Below are 18,624 nucleotides of genomic sequence, written 5' to 3'. Positions count from 1 at the left end.
GAAGGCTATTTCAAATTCTCAGCTAAAAAACGCTCTATTTCTTGGTAGTATTCAACAACGTTCTCCTCGTTTCTAAAACGCTTACCTTCGTCTTTCTTGAATATATATCGCACCGGAACCTGATTACTTTTCAATTTACTTACGAACTGATTCGCATCCGTAACAGATGTGTACTTATCTTTCCCGCCTTGGAAATATAAAATCGGAATACGCACCTTATCTGCATGGAAAATCGGCGATATCGCCTGAAACAACTCAGATTCCTTTTCCGGATTTCCTATAATCCTATAATAAAGTTGCACATAATGCTTCAAATGCGGGGGAATTTCCCTGAAATATGTAAACAAATTACTATACCCCGAAGAAGAAATCGCACAACGATACATCGGATTAAATACCGATGCATACAATGCGGAATACCCTCCGAAGCCTGCTCCCATAATCGCGATCCTATCCTTGTCGGCAATCCCCTGGTGAATCAACCAGGCAACACCGTCGGAAATATCAGACTGGATTTTACCGCCCCATTCCTTGAAACCCGCGGTCCAAAATTCTTTACCATATCCCATCGAACCCCTATAGTTCACCTGGAACACCGCGTATCCACGATTCGTCAGAAACTGAACTTCCGAATCAAAGCCCCATTCATTCCGACGATTCGGACCGTCGTGAACCAAGACCACAACAGGGCAATTCTTTCTACCCGATTTCGGATAGGTGATATAAGCGTGGATGGTTTTGTTATCCCGTGACAGATAACTCACCTCCTCCATATTATTGAGTTTCAAATCTTTTAGCTTCGGGTTGTCCTCTGATAGCAATTTCAACTCCTTATTCGCTTTATTGAAATAATAAAGCTCACCAGGATGCACATCGCTGTACGCACGAACGATAAAACCATTCAAGGAAGTATCGCTATCAAAAAAATCAATCTCCATCTCCGGAAACTTCGACTTTAGATACTCGTAAGCCTCCTTGAAAGAAGGGTTGATCATCGATTTTTTATTCCGATTGACGAATGAACTGGTGTACAAAAGCTCTTGAAGATTACTAGAATAGCCTTCGAAATTCAAATCGCCTAATTTATCCTCATATAAATTACGTATCTCCTTTCCTTGCGAAGCGTCATACTCCACTAGTGACATCTTATCGCGCTGGTCATTTGACAAAGCGTAAATAAGCGACTTCGACCCCTTCACAAAACCCATCGGAATAAACGTTGTTTCGAAATCATTGCGCATCACCTCACGAAAAGGCTCCGCCTCCGATGCACGATAAAGGATAGATTCTTGCACACTGTCGCTGGTGAGCGCCAAACGAACCACCCCATCCGGTGAACCTATCCAATTGACTACGTTTCCAGGATTTTTATAGATCATCTCACTTGGTCGACCGTCTAAATGAACTCGATACAGGTCAAAAAGCGACGAATCACGCTTGTTCATTCCTACCACCAGACTTCCCTGTGTGCTACGCAAAGGGCCAATCCAGCGAAGCTTCACATCATCGGTTTCCACCAAAGGATGTCGTTCCTCAGTATGCACGTTGATGCGAAACAATCGCAAGCTATCGCTCATCGACTGCGTATTGGAAAATATAATCTGCTCATCGTCTGCCCAAAAGAAACCTTGAACATTGAGACTTGATTGGTAAGTAAGCTGTTTAGAAGAATCTGGCTGTATTAAATCGAGAACAAAGATATTCTTGCAGTGGTCGTGTACACCTAAATAAGCAATCTTACTACCATCGGGCGATAGTCGAAAATTACTCTTATCCGGTTTTACAAAGAAGTCCTCAACAGGTATGATTTCATCACGTCCATTTTTTGACTTACAGGATGCTGCAGCCAACAAAACGCTCACAAGAAAAATCAAAATTCTAAAATTCATATTATTAACCAGCCTCTTTATCAAATATTAGAAAAAAATGTCGGAAAGTACGTTTTGCAACCTTATTTTTACAGCGGCAAACAACCCTATAGCATTATGTTTTTATACAATGTTTCTATTATTATCGAAGATTCTGTTCATCAGTCCTTACTTGATTGGATAAAACAACAACTCTTAACTAACGGAGATCCAGCATTAAAATTGTTAAAAATGCTTTACTCTCCTCATGAAGGACAAACCTATTGTTTACAGATAGTAGTGGAGGATGAGCAGGCAATTGAAGACTTTAAAGCTGGACTTATTCAAAATCTACAGGAACATATAGCAAGCAATTATCAAGATAAAGCTTTTATTTTCGATAGTGTGATGCAATACATCCCACAACAATAAGAAACTTACAGCTTATTTTTAACTTCCGCGTATTTTGGATTATACGATACTTTTGGCGATAAATAATGCAAAAGTACCAATCTGGAATAGCGGTAGTTAAAAGGAGCAAAAAGTACAATTGTCGTGAAAAGCACGATGATATAGGTCCATGGCGATTCGCTCTTTGTCGCTAAGGCGGTTACCAACGCCATACAGAGCACCTCTCCTACTGAAAAGGCATAACTTACGTACATCGCTGCATAGAAATAACCCGGCTCAATCTCAAATTTGAATCCACAGTGCGGACAATGCTCGTGCATCTTCTGCCTAGAAAGTCCATATGCAGAGCCAGAGAACATCTTACTTGTTCTACAGCGTGGACATTTCGATGAAAGTACTGCTTGAAACTTTGAAATAGACATCTATTCTTCCACTCCTTTTGCTACCGTAAAAGAATTGGAAGAACCGGTATGGCGGAATTTCTTATACCATAGAAATCCAACGCCCGCGGCAATCAGAAAAGGCATAGCTAAAAGGAATAAGATCCCATCGTTAAGCCCCTTGCCTTGGGTGTTGCCGTCCTGCGTACTATTCTCTGCGTTAAGAGAACACATTGCACATTGAGCTGAAGCCGTAGAAGTATAACCAACGCCCGTAAACGTCAGAAACAACACAAACAACAATCTAAAGGAATGTTTACGAATCATGCCACAAAGTTAAGTATTTAATCTAACAATCTTATAACTTATCGCTTAGCAGCACATTGAATTTCTCCCAAAAACCATCCACCGGAAGGGGTGCCTTAATAAGCATAGCTTCTTCTTTTATAGGATGTTCGAATGCCAAGGAGCGAGAATGGAGACATATCGTACGCTTTAAACTTCCGCGCGGATATCCGTATTTATTATCCCCAACGATCGGACAGCCCATATACGCCAGTTGACTGCGGATCTGATGCGTACGGCCTGTTAGCGGATTTACTTTCAATAAATAAAAACCGTCTAAATGGCCAATAACTTCGTAATCAAGCTCTGCAAAACTTCCATTCTTCACCTCACGATCATACGCCTTGGTAATCATTTTCTTCCGATCCCGAAGCAACCAGTTCTTCAAAGTGCCTTTCATATGCGGCGGCTTTTCGCGAACAACTGCCAAGTAAGTCTTTTTTACCTTACGATCATGAAACAAACGATTCATACGATCTAATCCCTTGCTGGTCTTTGCGAATAAAATCATACCGCTCACCGGACGATCCAATCGATGGATAACCCCAAGAAAAGCGCCGTTAGGCTTCTGATATTTCTCTGCCACGAAATCCTTCACCATCTCTTCCATCGACTTATCGCCGGAATTATCTACCTGAACGATATCGCCGCCACGCTTATTGATTGCTATATAGTGATTGTCCTCGTATAAAACATCGCTTTCCGTAATATTTGCCATATCTCGTCTTTCTGGTTTACAATGCAAACCTATTGTATTTAAATAAAAAAAGCGACCCGTGGCCACTTTTTAATCTTTTTATTGGAGCAGCGTGCTGCTCCATTTGAAATTAATTTGTTAAAGTATCTTGAGCTTGAGCTGCTTCCTCTTTCGCCTTCTTTTTAAAGAAGCCTCTTAACAAGAAGTTGCTTTGCAATGCCTCCATATTTTGATCAAGCTTCTCTGTTCCCATATTCAGGTTCTTTAAGATTTGCTTAATCTCATTAGCAGCCTCTGCATCATTGGTAAGTACACCAATCGCATTATTCTTATCATTCAAACGCGCCGTTGTCTCGTTCAGATTCGCCATCAAAGCGGATGCAGTTTGCGTTACGCCCTGCAACTGTGCTGCCGATTCACGTAAGCTAGCAAATACCTGTGTATCGGTCGAAAGATCATGAATCAATCCCTGATCTGAATTCAATTTATTGGTCAATGTCACCAAATTATTTACCGCCATATTCGCAGTTGTCATCGTTGAATTCAAAGAGTTGACAGACTTTCTTAAGTTATTAGCAATCTCTTCGTCCGTCATCAATGCCCCAACAGCACCTTTACCTTCTACCATCTGCTTAGACAGGGTCGCAAAGTTCTTCGTAATTTCTAATAAGTTTTCATTGTTCACCTGCAATGTGGAAAGCATCGCCTCCATACCGCCGGAAACGCCCGATTTGATTACATCACCATCTTTAATTGCCGGGATATTCTCACTACCGCCCACCAAACTAATGATCGCATTACCAATCAAACCGTCAGAACTAAGCGTCGCAATAACATCCTTACGGATAAATTGGCTCGATTTCTCTTCCACACTCATCACAACCCGCACATTCTCAACGCTCTCAAACTTAATCTCTTTGATGATACCCACCTTGACTCCCGAGAACCAAACGTTGTTACCAACTTTTAAGCCCTTCACATCTTTGAAATAGGTTGTCAATGCCAGATTCTTGCTAAATTTATTTTGTTGTGTACCCAACACTAAAATACCAGCCACCAAAATAACTAATCCTATCAAGGTAAATAAACCTACGATAATCGATCGTTTTCTCTCTTCTGTTGTTGCCATAAATTGTATTATACAATAAAATTATAATCATAGAAAGGCTTAACCCTTTCATCATTTGTATCAAATATCTCGTCGAATTTGCCAACGCGCTCAAATCGTCCGTCTAACAACATCGCTACACGATCGCCAACCATCTTCGCACAAGCTAAATCGTGCGTAATAATGATAGAAGAAGTTTTATATCGCTCCTGCACCTCATTGATCAAGGAGTTGATATCCAAACAGGTAATCGGGTCAAGACCCGCTGTAGGCTCATCATACATCATAATATCAGGGCGCAAAATTAATGTTCTGGCAATACCGATACGCTTACGCTGACCTCCGGAAAGCTCTGATGGCATTTGATTGATGGCACGAAGCAAACCTACACCATCCAATACGTCTTCCACCTCGCGATTGATCTCTGCTCTTGTGAGATTACGTTTATTACGAACCAATGGAAACTCCAAATTCTCGCGAACCGTCATACTATCGTATAAAGCCGAGTTCTGGAAGGAAAAACCAATACGCAAGCGTAGCGCGCGCAATTCCTTCTCGCTCAATTCGTTCACCGTCTCGCCAAGCACGTGAATGTTTCCCGAGTCAGGTTTCAAAAGTCCCGAAATCAGCTTTATCAATACGGATTTACCAGTACCCGAACGGCCTAGTACAACCAGGTTTTCACCATTATAAAGCTGCAGATCCACATTGCGCAACACGTGCAGATCACCAAAAGACTTACTGACACCATCAACATGGATGACAACATCATCGTAATTAATCTGAGCTACTTTTTTCTGTTCCATACCTGATTACCCCATTAAAGCTAAAATTTGAACAATCAGTAGTTCCTCAATAAAAACAATAAACATCGATGCTACAACGGCGCTATTGGCCGCCTTTCCTACTCCCTCTGTTCCTTTTGAAGAATAATAACCTACGTAGGTACTAACGAAGCCAATCGTGAATCCAAAGACAATTGCACGGAATACCATAGCAAAAACATCTTTTGGAGCAATCGCTTCAAAAACTTGGGTAATATAACTTAACACGCTAAGTTGGTCTTTCGATATAATACTCAGGTAACCGCCCGCTAAACCGATACCAGACACGTAAAAACACAATACCGGAATCATGATGGTCGTTGCGAGAATACGCGTACTGATCAAAAATTTAAATGGATTGGTTCCTGAAACCTCCATCGCATCAATCTGCTCCGTAACGTTCATCGAACTTAACTCGGCCCCGATCTGAGAACCCACCTTGCCCGAAGCAATCAAAGCCGTAACCAGCGGCGCTAATGCACGAACGATAGCAATAGAAATTAAATTGGGAAGCCAAGACGCTGCACCGAACTCTTCCAAAGAGGGCCTGGACTGTTTCGTAAATACAAAACCCACGATAAAACCCGTTAGACTGATCAGCGGAAAGGATTTCCATCCCACTTCATAACACTGCCTAACAATCTCTTTGAATTCATAGGGTGGACTTACTACCTCGCGAAAAAAACGCATCAGGAAACGATGCAGCTTTGCAAATTCAAGTAGTAAAGATTCTATTTTCTTCGCCATTAAAATTGTATAGTTAAAATAATAAGCCGCCTCTCCTACGGCAAATAACCTGCCAAAGGTACAAACTTTTATGGATACACTTAAGTCAACTTTAAATATTAACTCCAACAATTCAAGAAGTCAAAAAGTTTTACAAAAAAATTATACAGTTAAACCTTTTGCAAAAAACCACTGTCATAGAATTAAAATTGGTTGTAAACTTTAACAATTAAGGATATGAAAAACATAAGGACATACAGCTTTCTAGCATCCCTGATCTTGATGATCGTTGGGGTCTTTAAATCCAGCGAAGTATCCGCTCAAGGATACGATGATGTCACTTTTGATGACTTCTACTATGAGCTGGATCCTTATGGTGATTGGGATAATGACCCAGAATATGGGAATGTGTGGTATCCTGATGTCGAAAGAGACTTCAGACCCTACGGAACCAACGGGTATTGGTCAATGACCGAATATGGTAACACATGGGTTTCCAATTATGATTGGGGTTGGGCTCCCTTCCACTATGGGCGTTGGGTTCATTCTGCGCGCCGCGGATGGGGATGGATTCCGGGATACGAATGGGGACCAGGATGGGTAAGCTGGAGATCAGGTGGTGGATACTACGGATGGGCACCAATGTCGCCTGGAATAAGTGTGAATGTATCGTTTAACTTGCCAATAGATTTATGGGTATTTATCCCAACAGCGCGCATCTATGACCCTTATATCCACAGGCACTGGTCCTATGGTTCTAGATACCGCAATATCTACAACAGAACAACGGTAATTAACAATACCTATATTGTAAATAACCACCATTACTACAGTGGCCCATCACGTCGCGATATCGAACGCAACACTGGCCGCCGCGTAGATGTTCGTAACGTACGTTTCGACAACAACAGAGGCGCAAGCCGTGCCGACCGTCGCAATGTATCCATCTTCCGCCCGAACCGCGACAATATGGAGCGTATCAGAGGCGAACGTGCTAGCAGCAGCAGAAATGGCCGTGTAGAAAATAGAGGTAACTCCCGCGTGGAAAACAGAGGTAATGCGCGTGTGGATAATAACAGAAACTCACGTGTGGAAAACCGCAACGAGGGCCGCACCAACCGTTCAAATGAGAGCCGTGTAGACCGTAACGACCGTTCAAACGGCGATTACACAATCAAACGTAACGAACGTGGACAGCGGGAAATGCACATCGGAAACTCAAACGGGAGAAACGAGCGTTTAACGGTAACTAGACAACCGAATAATACACGCACTGATCGTTCGGCAGGAAACATTCGCAACGAAAGCAGAACGAACAGAGAGAGCAACCGTCAGATTCAAAGAGAGCGTCCAACGCGTCAGATTGGTACTTCTGAATCGCGTCAGCCACGCTCTTCGAGCCAAGGGCGCACAGCATGGGATCGCGGCACTTCTTCTAGACCTTCTAGAAGCGAAGCAGCACCACAACGCATGGAACGTAGCCCACGCCAATCAGCACCGAGCTCGCGTGAGCAACGTGCGCCGCAACAACGTGAGCAGCGTGCGCCACAACAACGTGAGCAACGCGCTCCACAACAACGTGAACAACAATCGCGTCAGCCGAGCCGCGTTTTCCAAGCGAGCAACACACAGCGTAGCAGCATGGAAAGACCATCACGTTCATCACAAGTTGAACGTAGCTCGTCAAACGTAAGCCGCCAATCGGGCAACCGCTCAAACGGTGGTAGTGCACGCGTAGAACGTGGAAACGGTCGCGGTAGAAACTAGTATTTTTTATTTAGTCGAGATAAATTTTTCAGAAAGAGCTGCCCTCCAGGGGCGGCTCTTTCACTTTGTACTTAGACCTCCCCGATGCTCCCAAACCACCTGCAGAATTATCGTTATTCATAGCTGCTGACAGTTTTTTGTTTGATAGAAAACCTGCACATTTGTATTTATTTTTTGTTAACTTGATATTTAGCACTAATTAATACAATATATGGCGAGACTCACTTCAATCCTAGATAACGACTTCTATAAGTTTACCATGCAATATGCGGTGGTCAAACTATTCCCAAAAGCTAAAGCGCGCTATCAATTTATCAATAGAGGAAAACATGAGTTTCCGGAAGGTTTCGCTGAAAAACTGCGCGAGGCCATCAATCATATGGCCGAGCTAAAACTTAGCAAAGCAGAGAAACACTTCTTCGCCAAAACTTGCCCGTACATAGATCCCACCTATTTCGACTTCCTTCAAGGCTATCAGTATGATCCCGAAGAAGTGACGATCACCCAAGAAGGAAGCAATGTGGAGGTACATATCGAAGGCTATTGGTATCGAACCATTCTTTGGGAGGTTCCGGTAATGGCATTGATCTGTGAGCTGTATTACGAAGAGACCGGACAAGAGCGCGTATCGGACGAAGAGGTAGCCCAGATCGTTAACGACAAAATGGACAAATATGATAAACTGAACATTACCATTGCCGATTTCGGAACCCGCAGACGACATTCTTATGCGGTGCACGATCTGGTGATCAAGGCACTGCGTGAGCATAATTCGAACACGTTCATCGGCACCAGCAATATGCACTTCGCTATGAAGTACAAAACAAAACCTATCGGGACGCATGCGCATGAGTGGTTTATGTTCCATGCGGCTAAATACGGCTATAAGATGGCCAACTTATTAGGTTTAGAGCATTGGGCAGATGTTTATCGAGGCGACCTGGGAATTGCCCTATCGGACACCTATACTACCGAAGCTTTCTTTAAACAATTCGACAAGAAATTAACGAAGCTCTTCGATGGTGTTCGTCACGACAGTGGCGATCCGATCGAGTTCGCTAAAAAAACCATCAAACATTACGAAAGTAAAGGCATTAACCCGTTAAATAAAACCATCATCTTTTCCGATGGCCTCGACTATGATAAAGTCGTGAAGATCGTAAATTTCTGCAATGGCAAGATCGGTCATTCCTTCGGCATTGGAACTGACTTCACCAACGACGTTGGTCTGAAGCGGATGAATATCGTATTGAAAATGACCGAAGCTTACCCTGACGAAGGCGAGTGGACTCCGGTAATCAAATTATCCGATGAGCCCCTGAAACATACCGGTGACCCAGAAGAAATCAAAATGGCGAAACGCTTTTTAAATATTCCTGACCATGCATAGAGATATCTACGGCGAGGCCCTTTACGATTTTCAAGAGAAGGGCGAATTAACGGAGCCCCTACTCCTACACAGCAGCTATGGCGATATCGAAGAGATGCCTGTGGAAGTGTTCTATCGCGAAGAGGATGATATCCCGGAAATGGAGTTTATCGCGCTCTCTTTATGCGATGGCAAGGTGCTGGATGTGGGCGCCGGCACGGGTGTGCATGCTTTATATCTGCAGGAGAAGAATTTTGATGTCACCGCACTTGAAGTCTCTGAGATTGCCTGCAATATCATGAGAAACCGCGGTGTTCAACAGGTGAAGCATGAGGATTTCTTCAAGTTTCATGGGGAACAATACGATACACTACTGTTTCTGATGAACGGTATCGGTATTGCCGGGACTTTAGATGGTTTCAAGTCGCTGTTACAGCATGCGAAGACCCTGATGACCGATCGCGGGCAGCTGCTATTCGATAGCTCCAACATCGAATACCTATACGAAGAATACCACATTAAACGTCCCGACCACTATTACGGTGAAATAAGCTTCCAATACGAATACAAAGGCCAAAAAGGTGAACCTTTCAAATGGCTATATATCGACCAGCAGACCTTGATCAACATAGCCCACGAGGAAGGCTGGGTCGTGCAAATCCTTTTCGAAGATGAAAACGACCAGTATTTGGTAAGGATGGAACCTAGAAGAAAGGATAGCTAGTACCAGTATACTTTTAATCAAACCCAATACAAAGCCCAATCATAGCCCTTTCCAAGCGGCTTTGATTGAGCTTTGTATTGGGTTTGAAAGGGAACTGAAAGGGCTTTAACTCAAAGCATTTATAAATAAATTTCGAGCATGGTATGGAATTCTATGCTATATTGCATCTGTTAGGTAAAACTTACAATATGGCTTACCGGTACGCAAAACAAACCAATATGAAACGACTTTATTCACTTGTCCTCATGCTGATTCCAGCATTGCTATGGGGACAAACTAAACAGGAAACTTCTGCAATTATGGATAAATGGAAAGAAATAGATCGACTGATCTCCATAAACAATTACGAACAAACAAAACCTTTGCTTGCGGATATCAAGGCCTATGCGCTAAAACATAAGGATGATCCAATGTTTGTGAAGGCTTTCCTTGCCGAGTCTAATGTGTATAGGATAAACAACGATGAAGAGAAGTTTTTTGAACAAGGGCAGGCTCATTTTGAAAAGAATATTGCAGCGAGCAAGAGCGTATTGGTCAAGAGTGTGTTGACTAATTTTTATGCGCAGTATTTGCAATCCATGCTTTATCTAAATTATAGCGAGCCAAAGAATGCTTTTTTGAAAATGAGTCGTAAGGAACGCATGCTCTTCATCGATTCGCTATATGCAAGCTCTTTGAAAAACAAGCAGGAACTGGCTCAGGAGAACCTTTCGAAATGGGCGGCGATCTTCGCTGACACAGAAAATATATCCCTTAGTCCGACGATGTACCATTATCTCGGTTATTTCTATATTTCATTTTTGAATTTAAGTGACTCCCCAAATCCAAAACAAAGGGCGCAATTAGTCGAGGATCTTTTGCAGCGAAGTAGGGCTTCGAAATCGGCAGATGCAATCTCTTATTTATTATCAGCGCAATTAGATCGTTCAAAGTTTACAACGTTAAAAAAACAAGCCGATGCTTACTATAAAATAATTGAAAGCAATAAAAGCGATTACAATACCTACCTCTATTTTGAGCTGGCCAGTGCGTACAAATCAGAACAAAGGCATACAGAAGCGCTACAAATTATTAAAAAAGCGAAAGAAGAGTATCCGAAGAGCAAATGGATCAATTCGGTAAAGAATTTAGAAAATGAGATCCTTCGCCCGGAGATTTGGATCAGCCATAAAAAGTATGAACCATCCGAATGGTACACTCCTTTTAAATTGAATTACAAAAATTTGGATACTTTATACATTCGCGTCTATCAAGCCTACTATTCGCCAAAGGACTTAACAGATTATAAAGTTAATCGAGACAGTTTATCAAATCTAGTGACTGTAAATTCGACGGTGGTTTATGAAGACCAGTTGGATTTGAAAGCATCCAATGATTTCAAAGGCCATTCGACGATTTATAAAATCAATCCGCTGCCCTTTGGAAAGTATATCCTACTCTACTCCAATAATGCTGAATTTAAAGATGATGGTGTTCTCTCAAAAGTTGTTAGCACCAGCATACAAATCAGCGATTTAGATATTTCTAATGTGGAAATGTTGGGTACTTATGAAATACGGAAAATGCAAGCGCTCTTACTGGACAAAAAAACGGGCCTTCCTTATGCAAATAAAGAATTGGCGTTTTATGATATTGTCGATAAACAAGCTAAGCTATATAAACAATTCAAAACAGACAAAAACGGTTTAATTGATTATTCAACCAAAGCGTCAGTCAATACGATGAGACTCAAAGACTATGTGTTTTATATCCCCGAAGAGCGTCAATTTATCGACATCCATTCGCTTCAATATGGTAGTGATGGATTCGAGGAAAGTGAAGATGATCAGGATGAAGACTCACAAACAAGAGCTACGATATTGACCGACCGAGCGATATATCGACCAGGACAGGAAGTTCAGTTCAAAGCAATCGTGTATAACGACAACCCACGAAAAGGCCGAACGCAGGAAGACATGAAGGTAGAAATATCGCTGTTAGACGCTAATTCGCAAGTAGTCGATTCCCTTAGGTTAGCGACGAATGCCTTTGGCTCTGTTCACGGCAAATTGAATATTCCGACGAGTACATTGAACGGTCAGTTCATGATCAGGATAGGAACCAAAGGTGAAGATTTCGGTCAGCAATACGTTCGTGTCGAAGAGTACAAGCGTCCAACGTTTAAAGTTACGCTAGACACCAATAAAGAGACCTACAGCAAAAAAGACACTGCCGTTTTCAAAGGAAATGCAGCAATGCTTTCGGGAGCTCCATTGATCGATGCGGAGGTTAAATATAAGGTACAAGTTAGCTCATATCAACGACGATATCGACAATTTGAAATAGCCGATACCAGTACGTTTACCGACGAGCACGGGAATTTTGAATTTAAAATTCCTTTAATGGATACCGCTTTGGCCGAGCTAACGAACTTTACGCTTTCTTATACGGTAGAGGTCGTTAACCAAACTGGCGAAATGCAGTCGATATCAGCAGCATATACCTACGCGGACAAGCCTTGGAATTTAGCCATTGAAGTTGCATCGCCGGCTATTGAAGGAAAATGGAAGGAGATCAAGATCAACAGTACAAATCCGAACAATCAATTTCTTCCCATGAAGGGCACCGTGAAGATTTACAAGACTACTGGTCCCGATAAAGTAATCTCTGATAAATTTATCCAGTATTTTAACGAAGTCGAGCGTCTGGTTTTAAGTTATGCAGATTATGAGCGCTATTTCCCTCACTATTTCGAGAAGAGCGTATTGAACAAGGAGGTTCGACAGGAATTGGTTGCTACATATGAATTTAATACTGCGGATACCAACTTAGTTCGAATCGATAGCCAGCTGTTCAAAAAGGGCATTTACCGAATTGTCGCGAGCAGTAAGCCCGACGCAGATAGCATAAAAGCGGAACGAACCATTTTTGTGGTTGATGAGGAAACGAAAAGCCATTCCGACAAAACCTTCTTCACTGTATATACGGACAAGCCAGTTTACAATACAGGCGATAAAGTTACCATACATGTAGAATCGAAGAAACAGGATGCAAAGAACGTCGTTCTTCTTTCACTATCAGGTGATAAGATGAGATCGCCAATTCATTTGGCATTAAAGGATGGAAAAGCAAGCTACTCGTTTACACTTGATGAAAATGCGCTCGTAGTACCATTAAGATGGAGAGCTTTGTTTATAGTGGATAATCAGTTAAGCTATCAGGAAGTTCCTGTAGAGGTTAAAAGAACCGAAAAAACCATTGTGATCAAAACCGCATCGTTTAGGGATAAGATTACACCGGGGATGAAAGAGAAATGGAGCTTTACGCTATCCTCAAGCAACAAAAAGCTAGAAACGGAAATTTTAGCAAGCATGTATGATGCCTCACTGGATCAATTTGCTAGCCTATATTATCCATCAACATTCCGAATGGCCTATGCTTATTATAATAATGACTATGACCACATTCAGCAAGGTTTTGACATGTTGAATTATCAAACTGACGAATTTCCAGATCAATTCGCTTACCCATACTACTTCAATTCTTTGCCAACTATTCAGAATTATAATTTCTGGCAAGGGGAGTTTCTGCCATTCCCAAGTCCTGCAGTCTATTTATCGGAGGGCGCGATAATGGGAACGACAAAAGGAGTAGAAGGTAGATCATACAAAAGTATGAGCAGGTCTCTAAACACCGAAAATGTAGTTGAAGAGGTGGTTGTAAGTTTTGATAGCAATTATGCACCGGTTGCCCCTCTTGGTGAATTTGGCCCTAAAAAGGTAGAAGATCTCGATCAGGTTAAAGCTCGCACAAATCTACAAGAAACGGCTTTCTTCTACCCTACATTATATAGCGATGCGGAAGGCAATGTTTCCTTTGAGTTCGACTCTCCGGAAGCATTAACACAATGGAAGCTCCTGTTATTTGCGCATGGTAAGAATTTAGAGGCTGGTACAGCTAGCTTCTATACACAGACGCAAAAAGAGCTCATGGTTCGTCCGAATCTTCCGCGTTATTTCCGCGAAGGCGATGAAATGACCATCAAAGCGCAAGTTCAGAATCTATCGGAAAAGCAGCAAGATGGGCAGGCGAAGATCCAGTTGATCAACCCGGTCGACAATAGCGATGTGACGAAAGAATTCTTGCAGGAGGATGCTATGAAGTCTTTCGTGTTGGCGAAAAAGAATAACCAAATTGTAGAATGGCGTGTTAAAGTTCCTGCTAGCTACCCGACCATTCAGGTAAAAATAGTAGCTGCATCGGCTGAATTCTCCGATGGAGAGATTCAAGAGTTGGCGGTATTGCCAAACAAAGTCTTGATCTTGGAGAGCGAGAAAGTCTTACTTAAAGCAAATGAGGCGAAAGAATTTAAGCTGGAAAGTGCTGCGAAAGAGAACTTGATGGCGAAGGTACAGGTGCAGAGCAATCCGATTTTGGAGATCATATCCGCACTAGATTATTTGAACCATTACCCTTATGAATGTACCGAGCAGAGCAGCAGCCGCTGGTTTGGGTTGAAGATGGTACAGTATATTGGCAATCACTATCCTGCGATTGTCGACTATTTCAAAGAGATCAAAGCGAAAGAAACGAAGAGCAGACTGGAAGAGAATGCGAGCTTGAACGAGTTGAAGATGCAAGAAATGCCTTGGCTGCGCGATATTCAAGGCGATGAGAAAAAGTTGCAGGCACTAGCCGAGCTATTCAATTCAAACATAGATGCTGAGTTGAAGCAACTGGAAAGTAAATTGGCGAAAGCGCAGTTGGCTAATGGTGCCTTCCCTTGGTTCGAGGGCGGAAACTCCAATACGCAGATCTCCATCCGGATCTTAGAGGTGTTCGGTAAAGTTCTTTATCTTGATAAATCATTGATTAATGCACCGGTTCAAGATCAGATGAAGCGATTGACAATTTATTTGGACGCAGACAGCAATATTTATAAGGAAAAAGCGTCAGCTGAACTTGCCTTAGATTATCTATATGCGCGTCATTTCTGGAATGGTTATTTCAAGCTTTCTAAGGAGACTTCCGATAAATTGAATAAGAAGATTGCCAGCGCTCCTATCATTACGGCTACAGGTCCGGCAGGCCTAGCTGCGAAGGCTTGGATTGTTAACCAACTATATGGTTCAGGCAAAGAAGCGAATGAGCTTAAAAATAGAATTCAGCAGGAGGCAATTTTCGACAAAGGCAAAGGGACTTATTGGCCATCGAATGAGCACTATAATAGCGTTAGTTTGCATACCTATCTAGTGGAAGCTTTTAAGAGCTACGACCCGAGCAAGCTGATGGATATTACGCAATGGCTATATTATAAGAAAGAGGCTAACTCTTGGAGAAGTACCTGGATGACAGTGGATGCGATTTATGCTCTGCTCTATGCGAACAATCCGAAAGACTTCGCCATGGAAAATACGGTCAATGTATTGGTTGATGGAAAAACTGCCGAGATGAATAATGCAGTCTTGGGACAGGTCAGCAAGACATTCAGCGTTTCGGAATTAACGTCGAACAAGACTATTCAGATTGCGAATAACAACGATAGAACAATTTATGGTGGTGTTTATCATCAGTATTTCATTCCTGTTGAACAAGTCAAAGCGAATACGAATGAGTTGCGCGTGAGCAAGCAATATTTGGTGGAGCGCAACGGCAAATGGGTGGAAACGAAAGAAGCGAAGCTAGGCGAGCGCATCAAGGTTAAGATTACGGTAGTAAATGATAAACCTTTGCAATATGTACATCTGAAAGATAGCCGACCTGCTGGCGTCGAACCGGTGTACAGACCTTCGGGATACCAATGGCGCGGAAGTTTCTACTTCACGTTGAAGGATGCCTCTACAAACTACTTCTTCGATTATCTGCCGAAAGGAACGCGAGAATATGAGTATGAGGTAAAAGCCAATAATATCGGTTTGTTCAACTCGGGTCTAAGTAGCATTGAATGTATGTACGACCCGACCGTGAATGCCCGATCAGCGAATGTGAAGCTTACGATTGTCGAATAGCATATAATAATAAAGGCCGCCCGATGGGTGGCCTTTATTATTTATTAGTAAGTCTTCAATCCGATGAACATTCGTGGATTACCCAAGTGTATTCAAAGAATTGTTAATAAGTACTTACTATTGTATTTCCTTATTGGTTTCCTTCATCACAATTACCTTTTCCTTAACTTCTTGTTTTTGCTTTTTAGCCTGTTCAGCAATATGATGTCCTCCCAAGATTGGGGCAATCACCAAACCTACCAGACAGGTTAATTTAATCAAGATGTTCATGGATGGACCTGAAGTATCTTTAAATGGATCGCCTACCGTATCTCCGGTTACTGCTGCTTTATGAGCATCAGAACCTTTGAAAGTCATCTCGCCATTGATCATTACGCCGGCTTCGAAGGATTTCTTCGCGTTGTCCCAAGCACCACCAGCGTTGTTTTGGAAGATAGCCCAAAGCACTCCTGATACCGCAACACCCGCCATATAAGCACCCAGAGCTTCCGCTCCCATCACAAAACCTACGATAATAGGTGTAATAATAGTGATAGCGCCTGGCAACATCATTTCGCGCAATGCTGCTTTGGTCGAGATATCTACACATTTACCATATTCTGGTTGTCCTGTTCCTTCCAAAATCCCTGGAATTTCGCGGAACTGACGTCTAACTTCGTTCACCATGTCCATCGCGGCTTTACCCACCGATTGCATCGCAAGCGCAGAGAACACTACTGGAATCATCCCACCAATAAACAAGGCGGCTAATACATCCGCTTTAAAGATGTTGATACCGTCGATTCCTGTAAAAGTGACATAGGCTGCAAACAGCGCTAGCGCTGTCAATGCAGCGGATGCGATTGCGAATCCCTTACCGACTGCTGCTGTTGTATTACCTACAGAGTCCAATACGTCGGTGCGCTGACGCACTTCCTTCGGAAGTTCGCTCATCTCCGCAATACCACCAGCATTATCTGCTATCGGACCGAAAGCATCGATAGCTAACTGCATTGCCGTCGTTGCCATCATAGCTGACGCCGCGATTGCTACGCCATAGAATCCTGCTAATTCGTAAGATCCCCAAATAGCTAAGGCAAATAATAATACCGAAGAGAATGTAGATTTCATACCGGTCGCGAGACCCGCTATAATATTGGTAGCTGCACCAGTAGATGAGTTTTGAACAATATTTAGAACTGGCTTTTTACCCAAACCTGTATAATACTCCGTGAAAGATGAAATCAACCCTCCCACCGCAAGTCCTACGATAGTGGAGTAGAAAACATTCATTCTTGCAATTTCTTTAAACCCTTCTCCAAAGAACTTCATGTGAATAGTCTCTGGAAGCATATATTGAATGAGGAAGAAACATGCGATAACTGTTAAAATAATAGATGCCCAGTTCCCTGTATTCAACGCTCTTTGCACCTGTGCTTCTTTCGCATCATTGCTGCTAACCTTCACCAAAAAGGTTCCGATGATGGAGGCGAGAATACCAACTCCTGCAATTACGATAGGTAAAAGAATAGGCCCCATGCCATTAAAAGCATCTGTATATGCAGTGCCGGTAGCTTCCGACATGTCCTTGATGATATAATTACCAAGAACCATGGATGCGAGAACCGTAGCAACGTATGACCCGAATAGATCGGCTCCCATACCTGCAACGTCTCCCACATTATCACCTACGTTATCCGCAATGGTAGCCGGATTACGCGGATCATCTTCCGGGATACCTGCTTCTACCTTACCCACTAAATCTGCACCTACATCGGCAGCCTTGGTATAGATACCACCGCCGACACGAGCGAATAAAGCAATGGATTCCGCTCCTAGGGAGAACCCAGCCAGAGCCTCCAATACGACGGTCATCTCGTTATAGAAGGTCGAGGTATTGGTAACAAACATTTTAAGGAACAAAAGGAAAAAGATACTGAGTCCTAATACTGCCAATCCAGCAACACCAAGCCCCATGACAGTTCCACCTGTAAAAGACACCTTCAATGCCTGTGGCAATGAAGTACGAGCGGCTTGCGTGGTCCGCACATTCGCTTTTGTCGCAATACGCATACCTATGTTTCCAGCTAAGGCTGAGAAAAAGGCGCCAAAGATGAAAGCAACAACAATAATCCAATGTGTTGTCTCCACTAAGGTTGATACGACGAATAAAGCTACCGACGCAATAACTACGAAAATTAAAAGAATTCGGTACTCCGCTTTTAAGAAGGCCATCGCCCCTTCTTGGATACTCTTCGAGATAAATTGCATTCGGCTTTCTCCCGCATCCTGCTTCCCAACCCAACTCGCTTTCGAAAGCATGAACAGTAACCCCAGAACAGCGAGCACTGCAGGTAGATAAATGATAAATTGTTCCATATAAAGTCTATTTGGTTTACTTTAAAGGTATCATTTTTTTTATATCAAAAAAAATGCGCTTAAGTACATTTTTATATGATA

Annotated in this window: 13 protein-coding genes; 5 read left to right on the top strand and 8 right to left on the bottom strand. The window is 42.6% G+C overall.

Annotation, left to right across the window (positions count from 1 at the left end; genetic code table 11):
• Nucleotides 1-5: 5 nt before the first annotated feature.
• Complete coding sequence (locus DSM08_RS05025; RefSeq protein WP_149525131.1) at nucleotides 6-1,889, bottom strand: S9 family peptidase; 1,884 nt, start codon at nucleotides 1,887-1,889, stop codon at nucleotides 6-8.
• A 96-nt stretch (nucleotides 1,890-1,985) separates the two neighbouring features.
• Between DSM08_RS05025 and DSM08_RS05020 the strand changes: the two genes are divergently transcribed.
• Nucleotides 1,986-2,279 (top strand): DUF4286 family protein, encoded by a 294-nt coding sequence (locus DSM08_RS05020; RefSeq protein WP_149525130.1) that lies wholly within the window; start codon nucleotides 1,986-1,988, stop codon nucleotides 2,277-2,279.
• Between the two features lie 5 nt (nucleotides 2,280-2,284).
• Here the strand turns inward: DSM08_RS05020 and DSM08_RS05015 are convergent, their stop codons facing one another.
• The 6 genes from DSM08_RS05015 to DSM08_RS04990 all read right to left on the bottom strand — a co-directional run bounded on the left by DSM08_RS05015 (nucleotide 2,285) and on the right by DSM08_RS04990 (nucleotide 6,359).
• Complete coding sequence (locus DSM08_RS05015) at nucleotides 2,285-2,680, bottom strand: DUF983 domain-containing protein (protein WP_149525129.1); 396 nt, start codon at nucleotides 2,678-2,680, stop codon at nucleotides 2,285-2,287.
• Nucleotides 2,681-2,965 (bottom strand): hypothetical protein, encoded by a 285-nt coding sequence (locus DSM08_RS05010; RefSeq protein WP_246172470.1) that lies wholly within the window; start codon nucleotides 2,963-2,965, stop codon nucleotides 2,681-2,683.
• A 31-nt stretch (nucleotides 2,966-2,996) separates the two neighbouring features.
• Nucleotides 2,997-3,701: an RluA family pseudouridine synthase gene (locus DSM08_RS05005; protein WP_149525128.1), complete on the bottom strand. Its 705-nt coding sequence runs from the start codon at nucleotides 3,699-3,701 to the stop codon at nucleotides 2,997-2,999.
• Nucleotides 3,702-3,810: 109 nt separating this feature from the next.
• Nucleotides 3,811-4,809, bottom strand: a complete 999-nt coding sequence (locus tag DSM08_RS05000) for an MlaD family protein (protein ID WP_149525127.1) — start codon at nucleotides 4,807-4,809, stop codon at nucleotides 3,811-3,813.
• 8 nt (nucleotides 4,810-4,817) lie between these two features.
• A complete protein-coding gene (locus DSM08_RS04995; protein WP_149525126.1) occupies nucleotides 4,818-5,594 on the bottom strand; it encodes an ABC transporter ATP-binding protein in 777 nt (258 codons plus the stop codon).
• A 6-nt stretch (nucleotides 5,595-5,600) separates the two neighbouring features.
• Nucleotides 5,601-6,359: an MlaE family ABC transporter permease gene (locus DSM08_RS04990; RefSeq protein WP_149525125.1), complete on the bottom strand. Its 759-nt coding sequence runs from the start codon at nucleotides 6,357-6,359 to the stop codon at nucleotides 5,601-5,603.
• Nucleotides 6,360-6,575: 216 nt separating this feature from the next.
• Here DSM08_RS04990 and DSM08_RS04985 point away from each other — a divergent pair, with 216 nt between their 5' ends.
• The 4 genes from DSM08_RS04985 (at nucleotide 6,576) to DSM08_RS04970 (ending at nucleotide 16,185) form a co-directional block, all read left to right on the top strand.
• Nucleotides 6,576-8,105, top strand: a complete 1,530-nt coding sequence (locus DSM08_RS04985; RefSeq protein ID WP_149525124.1) for a DUF6600 domain-containing protein — start codon at nucleotides 6,576-6,578, stop codon at nucleotides 8,103-8,105.
• Between the two features lie 211 nt (nucleotides 8,106-8,316).
• Nucleotides 8,317-9,495, top strand: a complete 1,179-nt coding sequence (pncB, locus tag DSM08_RS04980) for a nicotinate phosphoribosyltransferase (protein WP_149525123.1) — start codon at nucleotides 8,317-8,319, stop codon at nucleotides 9,493-9,495.
• Entirely contained in the window at nucleotides 9,488-10,198 is a 711-nt protein-coding gene (locus DSM08_RS04975; RefSeq protein ID WP_149525122.1) for a class I SAM-dependent methyltransferase, read from the top strand. The genes pncB and DSM08_RS04975 overlap by 8 nt, the downstream gene beginning before the upstream one ends.
• Before the next feature lie 218 nt (nucleotides 10,199-10,416).
• On the top strand, nucleotides 10,417-16,185 hold the full coding sequence (locus tag DSM08_RS04970) for an alpha-2-macroglobulin family protein (protein WP_187773979.1): 5,769 nt from the start codon (nucleotides 10,417-10,419) through the stop codon (nucleotides 16,183-16,185).
• 117 nt (nucleotides 16,186-16,302) lie between these two features.
• Here the strand turns inward: DSM08_RS04970 and DSM08_RS04965 are convergent, their stop codons facing one another.
• Nucleotides 16,303-18,543, bottom strand: coding sequence for a sodium-translocating pyrophosphatase (locus DSM08_RS04965; protein WP_149525120.1), 2,241 nt, complete (start codon nucleotides 18,541-18,543; stop codon nucleotides 16,303-16,305).
• Between the last annotated feature and the right edge of the window lie 81 nt (nucleotides 18,544-18,624).

Source organism: Sphingobacterium hotanense (genome assembly GCF_008274825.1).
In the GTDB taxonomy this organism is placed as follows: Bacteria; Bacteroidota; Bacteroidia; order Sphingobacteriales; family Sphingobacteriaceae; genus Sphingobacterium; species Sphingobacterium hotanense.
This window is presented reverse-complemented; position numbering and strand designations above follow the sequence as displayed.

Excerpts from the sequence above, each read along its gene's own strand:
- DSM08_RS04990 (WP_149525125.1), bottom strand. The coding sequence starts at position 6,359 with ATGGCGAAGAAAATAGAATCTTTACTACTTGAATTTGCAAAGCTGCAT.
- DSM08_RS04970 (WP_187773979.1), top strand. The coding sequence starts at position 10,417 with ATGAAACGACTTTATTCACTTGTCCTCATGCTGATTCCAGCATTGCTA.
- DSM08_RS05010 (WP_246172470.1), bottom strand. The coding sequence starts at position 2,965 with ATGATTCGTAAACATTCCTTTAGATTGTTGTTTGTGTTGTTTCTGACG.
- DSM08_RS04975 (WP_149525122.1), top strand. The coding sequence starts at position 9,488 with ATGCATAGAGATATCTACGGCGAGGCCCTTTACGATTTTCAAGAGAAG.
- DSM08_RS05005 (WP_149525128.1), bottom strand. The coding sequence starts at position 3,701 with ATGGCAAATATTACGGAAAGCGATGTTTTATACGAGGACAATCACTAT.
- DSM08_RS05015 (WP_149525129.1), bottom strand. The coding sequence starts at position 2,680 with ATGTCTATTTCAAAGTTTCAAGCAGTACTTTCATCGAAATGTCCACGC.
- DSM08_RS04995 (WP_149525126.1), bottom strand. The coding sequence starts at position 5,594 with ATGGAACAGAAAAAAGTAGCTCAGATTAATTACGATGATGTTGTCATC.
- DSM08_RS05025 (WP_149525131.1), bottom strand. The coding sequence starts at position 1,889 with ATGAATTTTAGAATTTTGATTTTTCTTGTGAGCGTTTTGTTGGCTGCA.
- DSM08_RS04965 (WP_149525120.1), bottom strand. The coding sequence starts at position 18,543 with ATGGAACAATTTATCATTTATCTACCTGCAGTGCTCGCTGTTCTGGGG.
- DSM08_RS04985 (WP_149525124.1), top strand. The coding sequence starts at position 6,576 with ATGAAAAACATAAGGACATACAGCTTTCTAGCATCCCTGATCTTGATG.
- pncB (WP_149525123.1), top strand. The coding sequence starts at position 8,317 with ATGGCGAGACTCACTTCAATCCTAGATAACGACTTCTATAAGTTTACC.
- DSM08_RS05000 (WP_149525127.1), bottom strand. The coding sequence starts at position 4,809 with ATGGCAACAACAGAAGAGAGAAAACGATCGATTATCGTAGGTTTATTT.
- DSM08_RS05020 (WP_149525130.1), top strand. The coding sequence starts at position 1,986 with ATGTTTTTATACAATGTTTCTATTATTATCGAAGATTCTGTTCATCAG.